The sequence below is a fragment of the Caballeronia sp. dw_276 genome (assembly GCF_018449635.1).
GTDB lineage: Bacteria > Pseudomonadota > Gammaproteobacteria > Burkholderiales > Burkholderiaceae > Caballeronia.
In genome coordinates, this window is record NZ_JAAVUV010000005.1 from 359,204 (window position 1) to 379,789 (window position 20,586).

Below are 20,586 nucleotides of genomic sequence, written 5' to 3' on the forward strand. Positions count from 1 at the left end.
GCATAGCACATATCATTAAGTCGACGCGCCGATGGTCGCGCCCGGAAGGCTTGTCTGGCGGGCTTTCGAGTACCTTTCGCGAATAAGGGACACATGCACGGCAAGGGTGCGGCGCAACAAAAAAGCCACCCGGAGGTGGCTTTTTGCGAGACCAAAACATACGTGGATTTAGTCCACCGCGCCCTTACGGCTGGCGCTACGACGCTCGTGTTCCTTCAGGTAGCGCTTGCGCAGACGGATGGATTGCGGCGTGACTTCGACCAGTTCGTCGTCGTCGATAAACTCAACCGCGTATTCCAGCGACATCTGGATCGGCGGCACGAGACGCACCGCTTCGTCCGTACCCGACGAACGCACGTTGGTCAATTGCTTGCCCTTGATCGGGTTCACGACCAGGTCGTTGTCGCGGCTGTGAATGCCGATGATCATGCCTTCGTACAGCGGCTCGCCCGGCGAAACGAACATGCGGCCGCGGTCCTGCAGCTTCCACAGTGCGTAGGCAACAGCAGCGCCGTCGTCCTGCGAAATCAGCACGCCGTTGCGACGCTCGCCTACGCCGCCTTCCTTCACCGGCTGGTACGAATCGAACGTGTGGCTCATCAGGCCCGTGCCGCGCGTGAGCGTCAGGAATTCTGACTGGAAGCCGATCAGACCACGCGCCGAAATCCGGTACTCGAGACGGGTACGGCCACGGCCGTCCGACGCCATATCGAGCATTTCGCCCTTGCGGCGGCCCAGCTCTTCCATCACGCCACCCTGGTTTGCATCTTCCATGTCGACGGTCAGGTTTTCGTACGGCTCGTGCTTCACGCCGTCGACTTCCGTCATCACCACGCGCGGACGCGAAACGGCGAGTTCGTAACCTTCACGACGCATGTTTTCCACAAGAATGGTCAGGTGCAGTTCGCCGCGGCCTGACACTTCGAACGTGGTTTCGTCGCCGGTTTCCTTCACGCGCAACGCCACGTTGTGGTTCAGTTCCTTCATCAGGCGGTCGCGGATCTGGCGGCTCGTGACGAACTTGCCTTCGCGTCCTGCCAGCGGCGAGGAATTCACGAGGAAGTTCATGGTCAGCGTGGGTTCGTCCACGGTGATCATGGGCAGCGCTTCCGGAACGTCCGGCGCGCAGATGGTCACGCCAATGCCGATTTCTTCGATACCGTTGATCAGCACGATGTCGCCGGCTTCAGCCGATTCGACCTGCACGCGCTCCAGGCCCTTGAACGACAGAACCTGGTTGATCTTGCGGTTGATGATCGCGCCATCAGGGCCCGAACGCACCGCCACCGACATACCCGGCTTGATACGGCCACGCGTGATACGGCCAACGCCGATACGGCCAACGTACGACGAGTAATCCAGCGACGTGATTTGCAGTTGCAGCGGCGCTTCCGGATCGGCCGGGCGGACCGGAACGTGTTCCAGGACAGCGTCGAACAGCGGACGCATGTCGCCTTCGCGGACGTCCTGTGTGAGGCCTGCATAACCGTTCAGGCCCGACGCGTAGACGATCGGGAAGTCGAGTTGTTCGTCGCTTGCGCCAAGTTTGTCGAACAGGTCGAACGTCTGGTTGATCACCCAGTCGATCCGCGCACCCGGACGATCAACCTTGTTGATCACCACGATGGGCTTGAGGCCAAGTGCGAGCGCCTTCTTGGTCACGAAACGCGTCTGCGGCATCGGGCCTTCGACAGCGTCCACCAGCAGCAGCACCGAGTCGACCATCGACAGCACACGTTCCACTTCACCGCCGAAGTCGGCGTGTCCCGGGGTGTCGACAATATTGATGTGCGTGCCTTCGTACTCGACCGCGCAGTTCTTCGAGAGGATCGTGATGCCACGTTCCTTTTCGATGTCGTTCGAGTCCATCACGCGCTCGACCACAGCCTGGTTCTCTCGGAACGTGGCAGTCTGGCGGAGCAATTGGTCGACGAGCGTAGTCTTGCCGTGGTCGACGTGGGCAATGATGGCAATGTTGCGAAGGGCGCGGGTCATAGGAGCTTGAGGAGCTTTGTACAGATAGTTGAGCGCCGTGGGTGCAAGCTAGTTGTTAGCAATGGAATGAGCTGTGAAGCAAACCTGAAGGCAATCCACTTCCCCGCACTCGGCGCGATGGGAACCCAAGATTGTAGCACGGCGACGTGTCCTCTTCCGGCCTGTTGTGCAATAGGACGAAACCCGGAAGCGTTTTCCTCTCGAATCCCTATTTCGGGACAGCCGAAAATACCCGTCAAGGCCTGTTGTCAGGCCTCTCCGCGAGTGCATCGGATCTCAAAATAACAACAGTCACCGTTTCGCCAGCACATTAGGAGGAATCTGAAAGTACTTGCCGCGTCAATGAACTGCCTCCTATAATCTTGCATAGTCAATTATTGCAAGCGCACGAGTATCCATGAGCGACGTTGAACAGCCTGTTCCTGAAATTGCCAACTATGTTCTTTGCGAGAGCGTCGGCTACTTACTTAGCCGCGTTCGTTCCACGCTCTGGAACAATGTGACGCAACTCACCATGGCCGACCTCGGCATCACGAGCACGCAAGCGAGCATCATGTTCATGCTCGCAAGCGGCCGCAGTCTGGCAGCGGCCGATCTAGCGCGCGAATATGGTATCGATGCAAGCGCCGTTACCCGCCTGATCGACCGGCTGGAAAAACGCGGACTCATCACCCGGGTGCGCAGTGAGGAAGACAGGCGTGTTGTGCGGCTTGCACTGACATTGGAAGGGCGCGAGCTCGCCGGACAGATTCCGGCTATTTTTACGAAAGTGCTGGACAAGCTTCTCGGCGGTTTTACGCCTGAGGAGGTCGGATTTCTGAAGAGTATGTTGCGCCGGATCCTGCTCAATTCGGGCGACCCGGCAGCCATCGCGCTGATCAGCGGCTACGAAAGCTCCACGCCAAAAGCGACTTCCTGACCAAGGCGGCGCGTTCCCTCAATCCAAGCTCATATTCTGAAGACGCACTTCAGTGACCCCCTTATCGGGTAATAAAACTGAAAGAAATTGGTTGCTGCGTCCATCTTTACATATCATCTCTGAGAGCCTAGCGATGAAATTCCCTGATTCGTCCGCGTCCGTATTTGCGGCGTCTAAGACAACCTCGAAGCGCAGCGCTTTGGCCGCTGCCGTGCTGGTGCTTGCAGGCTGCGCCAACTATGCGGGCATCAGCAGCGACAAGCAGATCACTGCGCCGCAGAACGACGCGCTGCAGGCCACGCAAAGCGTGCCGTCGCAAGGCGGTCAATGGCCGTCGCTCGACTGGGCCAAGCAATTCGGCGATCCACAATTGCCGCAACTGATCGACGAAGCACTTGCGGGCAATCCGTCGATTGCCCAGGCGCAGGCGCGGATTGCGAAGGCGTCGTCTTATATAGAGAGCTCGCGGGCCGGGCTTTATCCGAAAGTGAACGGCTCGTATTCGTGGAGTCGCGAGCTTTTTTCCGCGAATGCGCTCTACCCGCCTCCGTACGGCGGAACCTGGTATAGCGAGAACAACGCGCTGGTGAGTGCATCGTGGGATCTGGACCTGTGGGGCAAGAACCGCTCGCGCCTGAATCAGGCAGTCTCGCAGCAGAAGGCCGCCGAGGCCGACATGCAGCAGGCACGCGTGACGCTGGCGGCATCGGTTGCGCAGACGTACAACCAGCTCGCGCTGCTCTACGCTTTGCGCGATGTCGCCCAGCGCGAGATTGCGAACCGGAGCGACGTCGGCCGCATCACAAACGGCCGCGTGACCGCAGGGCTCGATACCAACGTCGAAATCCGCACCGCCGAGGGCAATATCGCGACGAGCCAGACGAACCTGTCCGAGCTCGACGGCCAGCTCACGACCACGCGCTACCAGCTTGGCGCGCTGCTTGGCCAGGGTCCGGACCGCGGCCTGAAAATCGCGAACCCGGTGCTCACTTCCAGGATCGAAGTCACGCTGCCGGACAACGTCCCAGCCGACCTGATCGCGCGCCGGCCGGACATTGTCGCGGCGCGCTGGCAGGTCGAAGCGGCGACATCGAACGTCAAGGAAGCGAAGGCCGAGTTTTTCCCCGACATCAATTTGTCGGCGGCGGCGGGCTTCGATGCCTTCGGCTGGGGCCGGTTCTTCACCTCCAGCAGCCGCCAGTTCAACGCGGGCCCTGCAATCCATTTGCCGATCTTCGATGCCGGCGCGTTGCGCGCCCAGTTGAAAGGCCGTTATGCGGACTTCGATCTCGACGTCGCGAACTACAATCAGACGCTGGTCAACGCGCTGAACGACGTGGCGACGCAAATCGCATCGATTCGCTCGGTCGATCAGCAAACAAGTGATGCCACGCGTGCACTCGACGCCTCCACCCACGCCTACCAACTTGCCGTGATCCGTTACAAGGCCGGGTTGTCGCCGCAATTGCAGGTGCTCACCGCCGACCAGAACCGGTTGTCGAACGAGCAAACCGTGACGAACCTGCGGATGAAACGCCGCGATCTGCAGATCGGCCTGATCAAGGCGCTGGGCGGCGGTTTTGATGCCGCCGACGCGAACCTCGCCATCGACGGGCAGGCGTCGAAGACCGCATCGGTCGCGCCAAAGAGCGCCGACTGAACCAAACGAATCGAATCGATTAGCAGCAACTCAAGACAGAGAATACGGAGCTATTCATGAGCGACTCTCAACAAAATGCCGCAGCAGCACCGGCGCCTAAAACCAGCAATACCAAGCGCCGCGTGCTGATGTCCCTGATCGTGCTGGTCGTGATCATCGCGGCGGTTGCATACGGGCTGTACTACTTCCTGGTCGCGCGTTTTCACGAAAGCACCGACGACGCCTATGTGAACGGCAACATCGTGCAGATCACGCCGCAAGTGGTGGGCACGGTGATCTCGGTGAATGCGGACGATACCCAAACCGTGAAGATGGGCGATCCGCTCGTCGTGCTCGATCCGGCGGACTCGAAAGTCGCGCTTGATCAGGCCGAAGCGAATCTCGCGCAGACGGTGCGACAGGTCCGCACGCTATTCGTCAATGACAATCAATACCAGGCGCAAGTCGCGCTGCGTCAATCGGATCTGTCACGGGCCCAGGACGACCTGCGCCGCCGCTTGACGATCGCGCAGACCGGCGCGATCTCGGGCGAAGAAATCTCCCACGCACGCGATGCCGTCCGTGGCGCGCAGGCGTCGCTCAACGCAGCGCAGCAAGAGTTGCAGTCGAACCGCTCGCTGACATCGAATACGACGATTGCGAGTCATCCGAATGTGCTTTCGGCCGCTGCCAAGGTCCGCGATTCGTACATCAACTACGCACGCAACACCATGCCGGCGCCAGTGACGGGTTATGTTGCAAAGCGTTCGGTGCAGGTCGGCCAGCGTGTCTCGCCGGGCAATCCGCTGATGGCGATCGTGCCGCTGAACGGCGTATGGATCGATGCCAACTTCAAGGAAGTGCAGCTCACTCACATGCGCATCGGCCAGCCAGTTGAATTGACGGCGGACGTTTATGGTTCGGGCGTCGTGTTCCACGGCAAGGTGATCGGCTTCTCGGCCGGTACGGGTTCGGCGTTCTCGCTGTTGCCGGCGCAAAACGCAACGGGTAACTGGATCAAGGTGGTGCAACGCCTGCCGGTTCGTATCGCGCTTGATCCGCAGGAACTGGAGAAGCATCCGCTGCGAATTGGTTTGTCGATGAACGTGGATGTGTCTATCAAGGACGAGAACGGCGGCCAGCTCGGCGCCGCGCCGAACACCGTGTATCAGACCGATGTGTTCGCCAAGTACGGCGATCAGGCCGATGCCGAAATCGCGCGCATCATCGCAGCAAACGAAGGCACGTCGGGTCCGGGAACGGGCGGCGGCTCGCAGAAGACCTCGAAGGAAAACGTTCAGCCGGCGACCAGGCAAGACCTCGCCAAGCTGATGTAAGCGCTCTTCAAAGTTTTCCGGAACCGTTCTCATGTCTCAACCCAACGCGGTTCATCCGCCGCTAGAGGGCGCGAAACTCGTGATCGGCACGATCGCGGTATCGCTCGCGGTGTTCATGAACGTGCTTGATACATCGATTGCAAACGTCTCGATTCCTTCGATATCCGGTGACCTCGGGGTATCGTCGGATCAGGGCACGTGGGTGATCACGTCGTTCGCGGTCGCCAACGCGATCTCCGTACCGCTCACCGGCTGGCTCACGCAGCGATTTGGACAGGTGCGTTTGTTCATGACGTCGATCGTGCTGTTCGTGATCGCGTCGTGGCTGTGCGGACTGGCGCCGACCCTCCCCTTCCTGCTCGCCGCACGCGTGTTGCAGGGCGCGGTCGCCGGCCCGATGATCCCGCTCTCGCAAACCCTGCTGCTCGCGAGTTACCCGCGAGCGAAAGCGCCAATGGCGCTTTCCATGTGGTCGATGACCACGCTGATCGCACCGGTTGCCGGGCCTATTCTCGGCGGCTGGATCTCCGACAACATCTCGTGGCCGTGGATTTTCTACGTCAACATTCCGGTGGGTATCGTGGCCGCGATTGCCACGTTTGCGATCTTCCGCGAACGCGATTCGGTGATCCGGAAGGCGCCTATCGATACCGTGGGTTTGAGCCTGCTCGTGATCTGGGTCGGATCGCTGCAGGTCATGCTCGATAAAGGCAAGGACCTCGACTGGTTCAGCTCGACGACCATCGTGGTGCTGACGTTGATCGCGGTGATCGCACTGGCGTTCTTCATTGTGTGGGAGCTGACCGAGGAGCATCCAGTCGTCGATCTTTCGCTTTTCAAGCTGCGCAATTTCACCGGCGGAACCATTGCGCTCGCGATCGGCTACGGGCTGTATTTCGGCAACCTTGTGCTGTTGCCGCTGTGGTTGCAAACCGATATTGGCTACACCGCAACCGATGCCGGCCTCGTGCTCGCGCCAGTCGGTTTGTTCGCGGTGCTGCTCTCGCCAGTGGTCGGCAAGTTCTTGCCGCGTATCGATCCACGCAAGATCGCGACCGGAGCATTCCTCGTGTTCGCGCTCGTGTTCTGGATGCGCTCACGCTATACAACGGGCGTAGATACCTTCTCGTTGATGTTGCCGACGTTGATTCAAGGCATCGGCATGGCCGGATTTTTTATTCCGCTGGTGTCGATCACGTTGTCGGGACTTCCGGGCCACCGGATTCCGGCGGCATCGGGATTGTCGAACTTCGTGCGGATCATGTGCGGCGGGATCGGGACATCGATATTTTCAACGGCCTGGGATCATCGATCGGGCGTGCATCACGCGCAGCTTGTCGAGCAGGCCAATCTGTATAACCCGAACTTCAACGCATCGATGCAGCAATTCGGCGCGGCCGGATTCAGCAAGGATCAGGGCTATGGCTTGTTCAACAGCATGGCGACGCAGCAGGCAGCGCAGTTGGGCGTGAACGATCTGTTCTATATCTCGGCGGCGATTTTTGTCGCGTTGATTGCGCTGATCTGGATTACCAAACCTGAACGCTCAGGTGGCGGGGATTCGGCGGCCGCAGCTTCGGCGGCGCATTGAAACAGCGGTCGCTTTTGTGAAAACGCCACGGCATGCCGTGGCGTTTTTTATCCTCCCGATACCACCAGCCGTTCCGGAGCCAGCACGCCCTCGCCGGCTCGGGCGACGCCAAGCAGGCGTTGTTCATCACGGGAATAGACGCGTACGCGAGCCGCATTTGCGGGCGCATTTGCGATATCCGCAAGCTTGAGCCGCTGACCTTGAGTGAAACGACGGCTGGAATCTGCGTCGAGATGAACGGCCGGGAACGTGGACAACAACGCGTCGACGGGCTGCAGCCAGCTATCACGTGCTTCAGGCGTGGCCTCGGAAAGCGTGTCCAGCGTCACCGCATGTTCAAGCGTCAACGTGCCCACACCTGTACGCCGCAGCGCCACCAGATGCGCTCCGCACCCCAGCTTCTCACCAATATCCTCAGCAAGCGTACGTACATACGTGCCCTTGCTGCACGTCACGCGAAACGTTACGTCCGGCAACGCGCACGCGATCATTTCCAGCGCAAGAATGCTCACGTGGCGCGCCTCGCGCTCGACCGTCTGCCCGGCGCGCGCATATTCGTACAACGGTTTGCCGTCGCGCTTGAGCGCTGAATACATCGGCGGGATTTGCGTGATTTCGCCTCGAAAAGCAGCCATCGCGGCGTGGATCGCGGCCTCGTCGCAAACGACTTCGCGCGTTTCTAACGCTTCGCCTTCCGCATCGCCCGTAGTCGTGCGAACGCCGAGGCGCATCGTGGCTTCGTAGGTTTTATCGGCTTCGAGCAAGTCCTGCGAAAACTTCGTCGCCTCGCCAAAGCACAACGGCAGCAAGCCGGTCGCAAGCGGATCCAGTGTGCCGGTATGCCCCGCTTTCTTCGCGAGATAAATTCGCTTGGCGCGAATTAGCGCGTCGTTGCTGGAAAGGCCAAGCGGTTTATCGAGCAGCAACACGCCGTCGAGCAAACGACGCGGGATCTTCGGACGAACAGAACCGTTCATTGATCAAGCGCCCTTCTCGTCTTGCTCGGGCTCTTCGTCGTCCTTTGCGCGCGTGGAGTTGGCTTCATCGATCAGCTTCGACATTTCGACTGCACGCACGACGGTCTGATCGTAGTGGAAATGCAGCGTCGGCACCGTGTGAATATGCAAGCGCTTGAACAGCAGGTTGTGCAAATGGCCTGCCGCGTGATTCAGCCCGGCTTCGGTTTCCTTCGGATCGCCGGTGAGCGTTGTGAAGTACACCTTCGCGTGCGCGTAGTCAGGCGTCAGTTCGACGCTCTGAAACGTCACCATGCCAATGCGCGGGTCTTTCACGTCACGCACCAGTTCGGCGAGATCGCGCTGGATCTGATCCGCAATCTGCACGTTGCGGTTGGGGGAAGTACGTTTCTTGGCCATGATATTTCCGATAATTTGTGTATCGCCGGACGCCGCAAATAAAAAGGGCGGAGCGGGCGTGAAGCCCACTCCGCCCTCGAGTCCAGCGATGAATCTTTTACAGCGTACGTGCGACTTCGGTCACTTCGAAGATCTCGAACTGGTCGCCTTCGACCATGTCGTTGTAGTTCTTCAGCGAGATACCGCACTCGAAGCCCTGGCGCACTTCCTTCGCGTCGTCCTTGAAGCGCTTGAGCGAATCGATTTCGCCCGTGTGGACAACCACGTTGTTGCGCAACACGCGAACCATCGAGTTCCGCTTGACCACGCCGTCGGTAACCATACAACCCGCGATCGCACCGATCTTCGGTACACGGATGATCTGGCGAACTTCGACCATACCCGTGATGACTTCGCGCTTCTCCGGCGAGAGCATGCCCGACATTGCCGCTTTAACTTCATCCACAGCGTCATAGATGATGTTGTAGTAACGAATGTCGATACCGTTCGACTCCGCCACCTTGCGAGCCTGAGCATCCGCACGCGTGTTGAAGCCAATGATGACCGCCTTCGATGCCGTCGCCAAGTTGACGTCCGACTCGCTGATCGCGCCAACCGCGCTGTGCACGATCTGCACACGCACTTCGTTGGTCGACAGCTTCTGCAACGATTGCACCAGCGCTTCCTGCGAACCTTGCACGTCGGCCTTGACGATCAACGGCAGATTCTGCACGTTGCCTTCCGTCATGGACTCCAGCATGTTTTCCAGCTTGGCGGCTTGCTGCTTCGCCAGCTTGACGTCGCGGAACTTGCCTTGACGGAACAACGCGATTTCGCGCGCCTTGCGTTCGTCCGGCAGGACCATGACTTCTTCACCAGCGCCCGGCACTTCCGACAAACCTTGAATCTCGACCGGAATCGACGGACCTGCCGACTTGATCGGCTTGCCGGTTTCGTCGAGCATTGCCCGAACGCGACCAAAAGCCGTACCCGCCAGCACGATGTCGCCACGATTCAACGTACCCGACGTCACCAGGATGGTCGCAACCGGACCCTTGCCCTTGTCGAGCTTCGCTTCGATCACGAGACCCTTGGCAGGTGCATCGACCGGCGCCTTGAGTTCCATGACTTCGGCTTGCAGCGACAGGTTTTCCAGCAAGCTGTCGATACCAACGCCCGTCTTCGCCGACACTTCGATGAACGGCGAATCACCGCCGTACTCTTCCGGCACGACGCCTTCAGCGACCAGTTCCTGCTTCACGCGCTCGGACGCCGCACCCGGCTTGTCGATCTTGTTGATCGCCACGACGATAGGCACGCCACCCGCCTTCGCGTGAGCGATGGCTTCCTTCGTTTGCGGCATCACGCCGTCATCCGCTGCGACCACGAGAATCACGATGTCCGTTGCCTTCGCGCCGCGGGCACGCATGGCCGTGAAGGCCTCGTGACCCGGCGTGTCCAGGAACGTAATCACGCCGCGCGGCGTTTCCACGTGGTATGCGCCAATGTGCTGCGTAATCCCGCCCGCTTCACCCGATGCAACCTTCGCACGGCGAATGTAGTCGAGCAGCGAGGTCTTGCCGTGGTCGACGTGACCCATGACGGTGACGACCGGAGGACGCGGCAGGCGTTCGCCCACTTCTTCCTGCGTTTCGCCTTCGACCAGCAGCGCTTCCGGATCGTCCAGCTTGGCCGCAACCGCGCTGTGACCCAGTTCTTCCACGACGATCATCGCGGTTTCCTGGTCCAGCACCTGATTGATCGTGACCATCTGGCCGAGCTTCATCATCACCTTGATGACTTCCGAAGCCTTCACCGACATCTTGTGCGCGAGATCCGCCACCGATACCGTTTCCGGCACGTGCACTTCGCGCACAACCGGTTCCGTCGGCGCCTGGAAGTTGGTCTGGTCCTGATGCTTGCCACGACCCTTCGGGCCGCCGCGCCAGCCGCGATCAACGCCGCCGCTGGTGTCGCCACGCGTTTTGATACCACGACGCTTGGCTGCATCGTCCTGCCAGCTGCTCTTGCCGCCGGCCTTCTTCTTGTCCGGCCCAAGCGACGGAGCCGCCGTTGCCGGTGCGCCTGCAGCCGGCTTTTTCGCCGCTGCCGGGCGCGCCGGGGCCGAGCCTTCCGGACGCGCCGGCTTGTGCAGCGTGCCCTTTGCTTCCGCGGCCTTCACGCCTTCCGCCACCTTGGCGGCAGCAGCCGCTGCAGCCACGGCGGCCGGAGTCGGCTCGGCAGGCTTCGCCTGTTGAGCCTTGCGCGGCGTATTCATCATTTCGCGAATGGCGCGCGCTTCGGCTTCAGCCGCGGCACGGCGCTTTGCAATCTGGTCGTGCTCCGCGCGAGCCTTTTCGGTCGCGGCGCGAGCGGCGTCTTCCGCCTTCTTCGCAGCTTCGCGTTGAGCGGCGCGCTCGGCGGCGGCCTTCTCATCGACTTGCGGTGCAGCCACTTCAGCTTTCACAGGTTCGTCAGCCACGTTTTCCGTCTTCGATTCGGTACGCGTATCCTGACGAGCAGTCGCCGCAGCACGCGAGATCTCCGCGGCTTCCGCCTGAGCGGCAGCACGCTTCGCTTCTTCTTCCTCAGCGCGGCGGCGCTCGGCTTCAGCAGCCGCTTCGCGCGCAACACGCTCCGCCTCTTCGCGCTCGAAGCGCTCCTGGCGTTCCTTCAGTTCAAGCGCTTCTTTCTCAAGCAGCTCGGCAGCATGGCGCGCTTCTTCATCGCGACGCTGCAGTTCGGCTTCATCCACTTCGTCTTCGACGTGGTTCGCACCTTCGGCTACCTGTTCGACACCGCTCTGATCGCGCTGCACGAACACGCGCTTCTTGCGGACCTCGACCTGAATGGTGCGAGCTTTACCCGTAGAGTCGGACTGTTTGATTTCCGACGTATGCCGGCGGGTCAAAGTGATCTTGCGTTTGTCGGCGTCGGCGGAACCGTGCGACTTGCGCAAGTGTTCGAGCAGGCGCGACTTGTCCGTCTCGGACAAATCGTCATCCTCGCTCGCTTTCGTGACGCCAGCCGCCTGCAACTGCTCGAGCAGGACGCCCGCAGGCATTTTGAGTTCCGCGGCAAATTGGGCTACGTTGTTACTCGCCATTCATTCCTCTTGATGCAAGGACAGATTCCCTGCTGTTTGATCGGGGTCATGCGGCCAGCCGGCCGCGATATATCAGTGCGCCATGGTCATTTCTCACTGGAACCAGTGTTCACGTGCTTTCATGATCAACGCCTTAGCGGCATCCTCTTCAATACTGGTCATTTCGACCAGCTCATCTACAGCCAGCTCCGCGAGGTCGTCGCGTGTCCGGATCTGATGTTCTTCGAGCTTCGCGTACAACTCGTCGGTCATGCCTTCGAGGCTCTTCAGGTCGAGCGCAATGCCTTCGACCTTCTCTTCATTCGCAATCGCCATTGTCAGAAGTGCGTCACGAGCGCGATTACGCAATTCGTGAACAGTGTCTTCGTCGAAGGCTTCGATTTCGAGCATTTCGTTGAGCGGCACATACGCAATCTCTTCAAGGCTGGTAAAGCCTTCGTCGATGAGAATGTCAGCCACTTCTTCATCAACGTCGAGACGCGCCATGAACAGGCCGCGCAAGGTGCCACGCTCTTCGTTCTGCTTCAGCGCGGACTCGTCGGGCGTCATGATGTTGATCTGCCAGCCGGTCAGCTCGCTGGCAAGACGCACGTTCTGGCCGCTACGGCCGATGGCGACCGCCAGTTCATTCTCGTCCACGACGACGTCCATCGAATGTTTTTCTTCATCGACGACGATCGACTGTACGGCAGCCGGCGCGAGAGCGCCGATCACGAACTGGGCGGGATCTTCCGACCATAGCACGATGTCGACGTTCTCGCCACCGAGCTCATTTCGCACCGCCTGCACCCGCGAACCACGAATTCCGACGCACGTACCGATCGGGTCGATGCGCTTGTCATAAGCGATCACCCCGATTTTCGCACGCACGCCAGGATCGCGCGCAGCCGCCTTGATTTCGAGCAGGCCCTGCTCGATTTCCGGCACTTCCATTTCGAACAGTTTCATCAGGAACTCGGGCGCCGTGCGCGAGAGTTCGATCTGCGGGCCGCGCGCGGTACGGTCGACCTTCGCGATATAAGCGCGAACCCGGTCGCCAACACGCAGGTTTTCCTTCGGAATCAACTGGTCGCGGCGCAGGAGCGCTTCGACACGGCCCGATTCAACGATGAAATTACCCTTGTCCAGACGCTTGACCGCGCCGGTCATGATCTTTTCGCCGCGTTCCAGGAAGTCGTTCAGGATCTGCTCGCGCTCGGCGTCGCGAACCTTCTGAAGAATCACCTGCTTCGCGGCCTGTGCACCAATCCGGCCAAACTCGATGGACGGAATGGGTTGCTCGATGTATTCGTCAATCTGCGCGTCGGGCTTTTCTTCCTTCGCTTCGAACAACAGGATTTCCTGATCCGGCTCTTGCAGGCCGGCTTCGTCCGGCACCACTTTCCAGCGGCGGAACGTCTCGTGCTCGCCGCTTTCGCGGTCGATCGCCACGCGGATGTCCACGTCTTCCTCGAACAGCTTCTTCGTTGCCGAAGCAAGCGCTGCTTCGAGCGCTGCGTACACCACGTCCTTGTTGACGTTCTTCTCGCGCGCCAGCGCATCCGCCAGCATCAAAACTTCGCGACTCATTGTTTGCGGCTCCTAAAGTCAACTTTGGGGACGAGACGTGCTTTATCGAGGTCTGCGAGCGTGAAATCGAGCATCGCAGCGCCGCCGTCCTTCCCTTCGAATTCCAAACCGATCGACTCGCCGTCCGGTGCATGCAGGATGCCCCGGTACGACTTGCGCCCGTCCAGCGGCTTCTTCAATGTAATGGTGGCTTCGCTGCCTGCGAAGCGTTCGAAATCCGCCAATTTCTTGAGCGGACGATCGAGACCCGGCGACCCGACTTCAAGACGCGAGTAATCGATATTCTCCACTTCGAACAGATACTGAAGCTGACGTGTGACTTTCTCACAGTCTTCAATCGCGATTCCAGCGGGCTGGTCGATCGAGATACGCAGCAAACCGCCTCCCGCGCGCTCGATTTCAACAAGTTCGTAGCCCAGGCCAGAGACCGTGGTTTCGATGATTTCCGTCAGTTGCACAGTGAAAGACTCCAAGATGTTCGCGCGCTCCACGCCGAACACCTGCGGACCGCGCCTTGAGCCGGCGCATTCGTTACCCCGAGATGCTGAATCGAAAGCCCAAAAAAAAATGGGCGCAACGCCCATCCTTCTGTACTGCGATCACATCCGGGCGGCGAAACAGTCACCATGCCCATCGACTTCGTGATTTTAGCCATTTTTCGGGATAAACGCAACCAATACGCCCCGTGTACAGGCGTTTGACGGCCATTTACAAGGCAAATCGAAGCTGTTTATCGCGGTTTCGCCGCACTTTCGCGCGCTTTCGTAATGGCAAAACCGCTTGCGCGAAATCACTGACACGCGAAGCAGGCGAGTCATTCCCGGCCGACGTTCTTTGTTGCGTCGTCGAACGAACATCATTCTGTTCGACGACGCAACTATTGATCAGCGGCCGCGCGTGCGATTGCGCGGCGCCGGACGCGCTCCGTCGCGGCCCGGTCCGCCACGAGCATTGCCGCCGTTGCCTTGCGGACCCGCGCCCGCGCCGCCTTGACGGCCGCCCTGGCCGGAGCGTTTGCCGCCGGCATTTGCCGGGCGTCCGCCCGGTGCGCCGTTGCCGCCCATGCCCGGACCGCCCGGAGGACGGCTGCCGCGCGGACCGCCAGCCGATCCACCCGGCCGCGGCAACGCACGGTTTCCATTCGCTTCGCCACCGGCACGGTTGCCGTTTGGTTCGCGGCCGCCATTGCTGCCGCGTGCGCCATAACCGCCACCGGCGCCATTGCCGTTACCGGCGAAACCACCGCCGCCAAAGCCGCCCGGCGCGCCACGTCGGCCGCCGGCGCCGCCCGGGCCGCCGCGCGTCGGCGTTTGCGCAAAGCGGTTATGGGAACTCAGCACCGGTTCGCGGGTGATGATGCCCATCGAGGTTTGCAGCGGATCTGGCTGCACGCGAGGTGCGGCGCTGCGGGAGCCACGCTCTTCCGCCGGCGCCTTGAGTCCAACCGATGCCAGCAGACCCCGAACTTCGTTATCTTCCAGCTCTTCCCAACGGCCGCGTTTCAAGCCTTTCGGCAAGGCGATCGGGCCGTGACGCGTCCGGATCAGGCGGCTGACCATCAGGCCGGCTGCTTCGAACATGCGGCGCACTTCGCGATTGCGGCCTTCGGCCAGCGCCACGTGATACCAATGGTTCGTGCCTTCGCCACCGCCATCGCGGATACGCAGGAAGTTGGCCGGACCGTCTTCCAGTTCAACGCCGCTCAGCAGCTTCTGACGCATCCCTTCCGACAATTCGCCGACTACCCGAACCGCGTATTCACGCTCCACGCTGTAACGCGGATGCATGAAGCGGTTGGCCAGATCGCCGGAAGTTGTCAGCAACAGCAATCCTTCCGTGTTGAAATCGAGCCGGCCGACCGCAAGCCACTTGGCCGTCTTCATGGGCGGAAGGCTGTCGAATACAGAAGGACGGCCTTCCGGATCGGCATGACTCACGATCTCGCCGGTCGGCTTGTGATACAGCAGGATGCGCGGCGGCTTGCTCGAAAGCTTGCGCTTGACGGGCTTGCCATTGATGCGAACCTGGTCGGTCGGCATGATGCGTTGACCGATGTGAGCCGGCTCGCCATTCACCGATACCCGCCCCGCCACGATCAATTCTTCCATGTCGCGGCGCGAGCCCATGCCGGCTTCTGCCAGCACCTTGTGGAGCTTCGGCGTGTCGTCGTCGGCTTCGAGGACTCGCTTTTGCGGCGCGGGCTTGCCCCGGCGCAGCATCGGGGCGCGTACGCCGCCCGACGTATTGTCGGCGTCGAATGCCGGCGATGTCACATATTCGAAAACATCATCGACCGCGGCGGCTGCGGGCGTCGGGTTGATCGCGGCGTCGTCGCGACGGCCACGCTTTTGCCCCTGACCGGCCTGCGCCTGACGCGGCTGACGGCGGCCTCCTTCGCGCGGAGCTTGTCCTTCGCGCTGGCCTTCGCCTTGCGGCGGGCGTGGTCCGCGAGGCGGCCTGCCACCCGATGCTTCGCGGGTGTTTTCGCCGTTCGACGCTGCCTGATCGCGCGGTGCGCGCGGCGCTCTGGGGGCGCGCGGGCCAGCGTCCTTGCGGGGTGCACGCGCAGGAGCCGCGGTTTCACCCTCCGCCGACGCTTCCACGCCGTCTTGCGCCGGCAGGGCGCCGTCAGCACCCTTCGTCTTCGCGACGGCGCGACGACGCGCAATCAGGCTACGAGGACCACGCCGCAAGCCGCGCCGCGGACGCTCCTCGCCGTCGGCGGGTTCGTCGGTGCGTGTGCGTTCGCCTGCGTCGGCCTGGCCATGTGCGTCATCGGCACGAACGGGGCGCTCGGATTCGGGCGAATCGCTGTCGTGGGAATGTGTCAAAACAACCTCAATTGTGTCGGGTCGCGCGCCCGTCGCGAGCGCGTCAAAAAATCCGGCCGATGGTGATAACTAGCCGAATGAAGATTTCGTGCAAAACGGGCTCGCCGTCACGGCTCAAGCCCTGCGCGCAGTCCGGTCGTCCGGTGCGTCGGTTTCGTTTGCTTCGTCTGGCGCTTTTGTGGCGCCGTCGTCATTTGATGCGTCATGGCCGGCCGTATTGCCGGTTTCGCCTGCGACAGCCGGCGCTTCATCGCGGTCTGGCCGGGCCTGCTCAGCTTCATCGCCGAACGCTTCTTCAGTCGATGCCTGGCGCACAAGTTCAGCCGCCACCGGCGACTCTTCCGGTTGTGCTTCCACTTTCACTAATACGTTCGTTTGCGCGTCTGCGTAACCGGTATTCGATGGTCCGCCCGACTCGTCGTGGCGATGCAAAACCGGTTCGAAGAATGCGAAAGCCGCAGCATCCGATGTTCCCGGCTCGCCGCCGACAGCCGGTTCAACCGTACCCGCCGAACTCCCTCCCGGACCTTGCGCAAGCGCAGCGCCAAGAACCGCGGCCGGGTCGTCGCCAGGGAAATCGATTGCGTGCTGCGCGAGCAGCGATGCTTCCAGCTGCGCCGACGGGTTATCGAGTGCGGGAAGCTCGTCGAGCGCGCTCAGACCGAGATCATCCAGAAACTGCTTGGTGGTCGCATACAGCGCGGGCCGGCCCGGTACATCGCGATGCCCGATCACCTCGATCCAGCCCCGGTCCTCGAGTTGCTTCACTACCTGCGTGTTCACGGTCACACCGCGAATCTCTTCGATATCGCCGCGCGTGACGGGCTGCCGGTAACCGATGATCGCCAGCGTCTCGAGAACGGCGCGCGAATATTTGGGCGGCTTCTCGGGGTGGAGCCGATCGAGATATGACCGCATCGCGGGCTTGCTCTGAAACCGCCATCCGGACGCGAGAGCCACGAGTTCCACACCGCGTCCCGACCAGTCCTGCTTGAGGGTGTCGAGCAAGGTGCGAACCGTATCCGCCGAGATATCGTCGGCGAAAAGCTTGCGCAACTCGGCGAGTTTCAGCGGCTCCTGCGCGCAGATCAAGGCTGTCTCGAGGACGATCTTCGCCTCTTGGGTATTCATGCAGCTAGATAGGACCCTGTATGGTCTATGAACCGGTCAAGTCAGGCCGAAACGAAGGACGCCGATTACTCGAACCATTCGCATCGCTCAGACTGGACAACCGTGGACGAGGATACTGACGACGCGCTCGCCCGATTTATGATCGGTCATATTGATTGGGAGCACGCACCGGGGGGAGGCACAACACGGGATCAGATCCTGATCGCCGAGTTTCCCAGCCGGACGAAGTAGCACTTTCCAAGGCGGAAGCGCGTGACTGGACGCATATTACGCAAAAAAAAACGGTGCGTAAAGGTGAAACATCGAACCGCGCCCGGCCTCACGTCTGCAGAGCGTTCGCGGGCCTGGTCTGTGACCCGCGTCCGGGATCGGCGGCGCGCCAGCCGAGACGGCCGTTCGCACATACGTGCCCTTTATTGCGTTCGGCGCCTCCAATCCGCGTCCAGGGGATACTTACAGCCCGGCTCTCGTTTCCAGAAATTGGCGCAAACGCGCGACGCCAGCATCCAGACGGCCGGTATCACAGGCGTAGCACCAGCGCACATAGCCTTCACCCTCCGGTCCAAACGCGCTACCTGGCGCGAGCCCCAAGCCGCTCTCGCGAACCAGAGTCTTGCATAGCTCAAGACTGCGATCCGCCCCTTGAAGCTTGAAGAACAGATACATGGAGCCCAGCGGCGCCCGTACGTCCACGCCTGGAATGCCCTGCAGCGCCGTCACCAGATAGTCGCGGCTCGCGCGCAGGCCGGCAACCACGGATTGCGTGAATTGCTCGCCGTCCCTGACCGCGGCAATTCCGGCGAGTTGCACGAACGACGGCGCACACGAAGTATTGTATTCAACGAGCTTGCCCAGATCCTCCATCACGCCCTCAGGCGCGACGATCCAGCCAAGCCGCCAGCCGGTCATCAGCCACGCCTTCGAAAATGAATTCACTGCGATGACACGTTCGTTACGGGTTGCGAGGTCGAGAAACGATGGCGCGACGGTTGCGTCATCCCCGTAATAGAGACGCTCGTACACTTCGTCGGCGATGAGCCAGATACCGTTCTGGCGGCATCGATCCAGGACGGCTTGCTGCTGTTCTCGCGTCATCACCCAGCCCGTCGGGTTGTTCGGCGAATTGATCATCAGCATGCGCGTACCCGGCGTGAGAGCGGCGAGCAAGCGGTCCAGATCCAGCACCCAGCCGTCTTCCCCATACGTCAGCGAGACCGTTTCGACAGTCGCACCGAGAATCTTGGGGATCTCCACGAGGTTGGGCCAGAGCGGGGTTACGGCCACCACGCGATCGCCGGCGCCCACCACCAGCTGGGCCGCGAGCATCAGGGCATTGACCCCTGCGCTTGTCACGGCTATTTCCGCCGGCCGGGTATCTCCATGCAGCCTGCTGACGTAACCCGCAAGCGCTTCGCGCAGTGGCGCGATGCCCAGGTTGTGCGTGTAAAAGGTCGCGCCATCGGCGAGCGCCTGGCTTGCGGCGTCGCGGATGAACTGCGGCGTCACCTGATCCGATTCGCCAAACCAGAAAGGCAGGACATCCGGTACGCCAAAACCAGCGTTCGCCACTTCACGTATCTGCGATGGGCGCAGCGCACGCACGGCGTCTCGTGCACTGGGCGAACGCGCGCCCGACGCGCCTTCTGTACTGGCCCGGCCGGCCAGTGTGCCAAGCTCCGAGATAACCGCCCCTTCTGATTCGCTCATTACCGTCTCCGCAGATCGAAAACAAAAGTCTAACGCGACGATTCCCGAAACGCGCGATACGGCTCGCACGTTAGCCATCAGGCCAGTTCTTTCAAGGATCCGAACAACCGCTATTCCAGCTCCTCCACGCGCTTCGGCAAGCGCGCAACCAGCGCCCACACCGACTCGGCCGCCGGCGAAAGCGAACGATCGCGCCGCCGCACCAGTTCCACCGTACGTTCGATGCGCGGCACGAGCGGCAAAGCCACCAGCGATGAATTCGCCGGCAGCGGCAAGGCAAGCCACGGCAACACACTGATACCGACGCCGGCTTCCACCAGACCGAAAACAGTTGCCGAGTGACCGAGTTCCTGCACGACGTCCGCAACGACGCCGTGCTCCCGCAGGACTGCATCGATGATCGGACGGCTTCCCGACGCGTGGTCGAGCATGACCAGCCGCTCCCCCGATAACGCTTCCCACTGCAGCTCTCGAGCGCCCGCGAGCGCATGGTCGCGCCTCAATACTGCGCAGAAAGAATCGGTGGTCACGACCTCGGCGTGCAGATCGTCGTGCGCGAAGGGGCCGATCGCGACGCCGAAATCCACTTCGCCCGACTTGACCTTCCGGATGACGTCGGCCTGGAGGTCATCGCGCAAACCCAGCGATATCAGGGGAAATTCGTTGAGGCAGGCGGCAATCACAAGCGGCATCAGTCGGCATGCGACAGTAGGACTCGCTGCCACGATCACCCGTCCGCGCTTTTGCTGACCGAGATCGCGGATCTCGCGCAAGGCTTCGTCAAGATCAGTCAGCAGGCGCGACACACTGCCGACCAGATTCGTCCCGACGTCGGTGAGCTGGACCTCGCGCGTGGTTCTATCGACAAGTTTCAGGCCGATTTCGGCCTCCAGCTCACGCACGCAGCGGCTGACCGCCGACTGCGTCAGGCCGATTTCGTCGCCCGCACGGCTGAAACTCTGCAGCTTCGCCACTTCGATAAACACGCGCAGCTGTCGCAAAGTCACATTGAGGCCGCGATTCATACAACACCCTCATTAATCGATCATATAAATGCAGATTGTAGATCAGATGCGCGTAAAACCGGTTCGGTGCGTCGTCGCGCTGCGGTGCAGCAGAAAGGCATCCGCGCACGCACGATGGGCTTGCTGCACATGATTGGTGATTGTCCCGATTTCATTAACTGCACTTATAGCGTCTCATACGGCCCATGCTGGCAGTACGCCAGCCTACTGCCACGAGGCTTTCCGGCCGATCAGTACTCGCATGGCACGGTTCTCGCATTTACTTGCGCAGAGGTCGGCGCCATTGCAGTTTTAAACGCAAATCGTCCGTCGCAATGTCTGCTCCGACCTTACCTGGGTTCGATCTTCGAATTCCGACCAGAGTGCGCGGCGCGGGGCAGC

14 protein-coding genes are annotated in these 20,586 nt (G+C 61.1%); 4 read left to right on the forward strand and 10 right to left on the reverse strand.

Annotated elements, in window-relative coordinates; translation table 11 throughout:
- Positions 1 to 168: 168 nt before the first annotated feature.
- Positions 169 to 1,995, reverse strand: a complete 1,827-nt coding sequence (typA, locus tag HB633_RS12940) for a translational GTPase TypA (RefSeq protein ID WP_213778487.1) — start codon at positions 1,993 to 1,995, stop codon at positions 169 to 171.
- Positions 1,996 to 2,392: 397 nt separating this feature from the next.
- On the opposite strand from typA, the gene HB633_RS12945 reads away from it, so the two are divergent.
- From HB633_RS12945 to HB633_RS12960, 4 genes are all read left to right on the forward strand, one after another.
- The gene (locus HB633_RS12945; protein WP_213778488.1) at positions 2,393 to 2,914 is read left to right on the forward strand and encodes a MarR family transcriptional regulator; all 522 of its coding nucleotides are present in this window, start codon (positions 2,393 to 2,395) and stop codon (positions 2,912 to 2,914) included.
- Between the two features lie 133 nt (positions 2,915 to 3,047).
- Positions 3,048 to 4,574, forward strand: a complete 1,527-nt coding sequence (locus HB633_RS12950; RefSeq protein ID WP_213778489.1) for an efflux transporter outer membrane subunit — start codon at positions 3,048 to 3,050, stop codon at positions 4,572 to 4,574.
- A 56-nt stretch (positions 4,575 to 4,630) separates the two neighbouring features.
- Positions 4,631 to 5,890, forward strand: coding sequence for an efflux RND transporter periplasmic adaptor subunit (locus tag HB633_RS12955; RefSeq protein ID WP_213778490.1), 1,260 nt, complete (start codon positions 4,631 to 4,633; stop codon positions 5,888 to 5,890).
- A 31-nt stretch (positions 5,891 to 5,921) separates the two neighbouring features.
- Entirely contained in the window at positions 5,922 to 7,481 is a 1,560-nt protein-coding gene (locus HB633_RS12960; protein ID WP_213778491.1) for a DHA2 family efflux MFS transporter permease subunit, read from the forward strand.
- 47 nt (positions 7,482 to 7,528) lie between these two features.
- Here HB633_RS12960 and truB read toward each other — a convergent pair whose 3' ends face one another.
- The 9 genes from truB to HB633_RS13005 form a co-directional block, all read right to left on the reverse strand.
- Entirely contained in the window at positions 7,529 to 8,458 is a 930-nt protein-coding gene (gene truB, locus HB633_RS12965) for a tRNA pseudouridine(55) synthase TruB (protein ID WP_213778492.1), read from the reverse strand.
- A 3-nt stretch (positions 8,459 to 8,461) separates the two neighbouring features.
- Positions 8,462 to 8,857, reverse strand: a complete 396-nt coding sequence (gene rbfA, locus HB633_RS12970; protein WP_062000891.1) for a 30S ribosome-binding factor RbfA — start codon at positions 8,855 to 8,857, stop codon at positions 8,462 to 8,464.
- 97 nt (positions 8,858 to 8,954) lie between these two features.
- Positions 8,955 to 11,942: a translation initiation factor IF-2 gene (infB, locus tag HB633_RS12975; RefSeq protein WP_213778493.1), complete on the reverse strand. Its 2,988-nt coding sequence runs from the start codon at positions 11,940 to 11,942 to the stop codon at positions 8,955 to 8,957.
- A gap of 93 nt (positions 11,943 to 12,035) precedes the next feature.
- Positions 12,036 to 13,511: a transcription termination factor NusA gene (gene nusA / locus HB633_RS12980; protein ID WP_213778494.1), complete on the reverse strand. Its 1,476-nt coding sequence runs from the start codon at positions 13,509 to 13,511 to the stop codon at positions 12,036 to 12,038.
- Positions 13,508 to 13,969 carry a ribosome maturation factor RimP gene (gene rimP, locus HB633_RS12985; RefSeq protein ID WP_056364635.1) on the reverse strand — a complete coding sequence of 154 codons (462 nt, stop codon included), beginning with the start codon at positions 13,967 to 13,969 and terminating at the stop codon, positions 13,508 to 13,510. Before rimP ends, nusA begins: the two co-directional genes overlap by 4 nt.
- Positions 13,970 to 14,395: 426 nt before the next feature.
- On the reverse strand, positions 14,396 to 16,342 hold the full coding sequence (gene rluB, locus HB633_RS12990; RefSeq protein WP_213778495.1) for a 23S rRNA pseudouridine(2605) synthase RluB: 1,947 nt from the start codon (positions 16,340 to 16,342) through the stop codon (positions 14,396 to 14,398).
- A 114-nt stretch (positions 16,343 to 16,456) separates the two neighbouring features.
- On the reverse strand, positions 16,457 to 17,473 hold the full coding sequence (gene scpB, locus HB633_RS30850) for an SMC-Scp complex subunit ScpB (protein ID WP_255580905.1): 1,017 nt from the start codon (positions 17,471 to 17,473) through the stop codon (positions 16,457 to 16,459).
- 453 nt (positions 17,474 to 17,926) lie between these two features.
- Positions 17,927 to 19,180, reverse strand: a complete 1,254-nt coding sequence (locus HB633_RS13000) for a pyridoxal phosphate-dependent aminotransferase (RefSeq protein WP_213778496.1) — start codon at positions 19,178 to 19,180, stop codon at positions 17,927 to 17,929.
- A 110-nt stretch (positions 19,181 to 19,290) separates the two neighbouring features.
- The gene (locus HB633_RS13005; RefSeq protein WP_213778497.1) at positions 19,291 to 20,205 is read right to left on the reverse strand and encodes a LysR family transcriptional regulator; all 915 of its coding nucleotides are present in this window, start codon (positions 20,203 to 20,205) and stop codon (positions 19,291 to 19,293) included.
- Positions 20,206 to 20,586: the final 381 nt, after the last annotated feature.

Bases quoted from the DNA above. Each gene is read 5' to 3' on its own strand.
- truB (WP_213778492.1), bottom strand. From the start codon at position 8,458: ATGAACGGTTCTGTTCGTCCGAAGATCCCGCGTCGTTTGCTCGACGGC.
- typA (WP_213778487.1), bottom strand. From the start codon at position 1,995: ATGACCCGCGCCCTTCGCAACATTGCCATCATTGCCCACGTCGACCAC.
- HB633_RS13005 (WP_213778497.1), bottom strand. From the start codon at position 20,205: ATGAATCGCGGCCTCAATGTGACTTTGCGACAGCTGCGCGTGTTTATC.
- HB633_RS12955 (WP_213778490.1), top strand. From the start codon at position 4,631: ATGAGCGACTCTCAACAAAATGCCGCAGCAGCACCGGCGCCTAAAACC.
- infB (WP_213778493.1), bottom strand. From the start codon at position 11,942: ATGGCGAGTAACAACGTAGCCCAATTTGCCGCGGAACTCAAAATGCCT.
- HB633_RS13000 (WP_213778496.1), bottom strand. From the start codon at position 19,180: ATGAGCGAATCAGAAGGGGCGGTTATCTCGGAGCTTGGCACACTGGCC.
- HB633_RS12950 (WP_213778489.1), top strand. From the start codon at position 3,048: ATGAAATTCCCTGATTCGTCCGCGTCCGTATTTGCGGCGTCTAAGACA.
- HB633_RS12945 (WP_213778488.1), top strand. From the start codon at position 2,393: ATGAGCGACGTTGAACAGCCTGTTCCTGAAATTGCCAACTATGTTCTT.
- HB633_RS12960 (WP_213778491.1), top strand. From the start codon at position 5,922: ATGTCTCAACCCAACGCGGTTCATCCGCCGCTAGAGGGCGCGAAACTC.
- rbfA (WP_062000891.1), bottom strand. From the start codon at position 8,857: ATGGCCAAGAAACGTACTTCCCCCAACCGCAACGTGCAGATTGCGGAT.
- scpB (WP_255580905.1), bottom strand. From the start codon at position 17,473: ATGAATACCCAAGAGGCGAAGATCGTCCTCGAGACAGCCTTGATCTGC.
- nusA (WP_213778494.1), bottom strand. From the start codon at position 13,511: ATGAGTCGCGAAGTTTTGATGCTGGCGGATGCGCTGGCGCGCGAGAAG.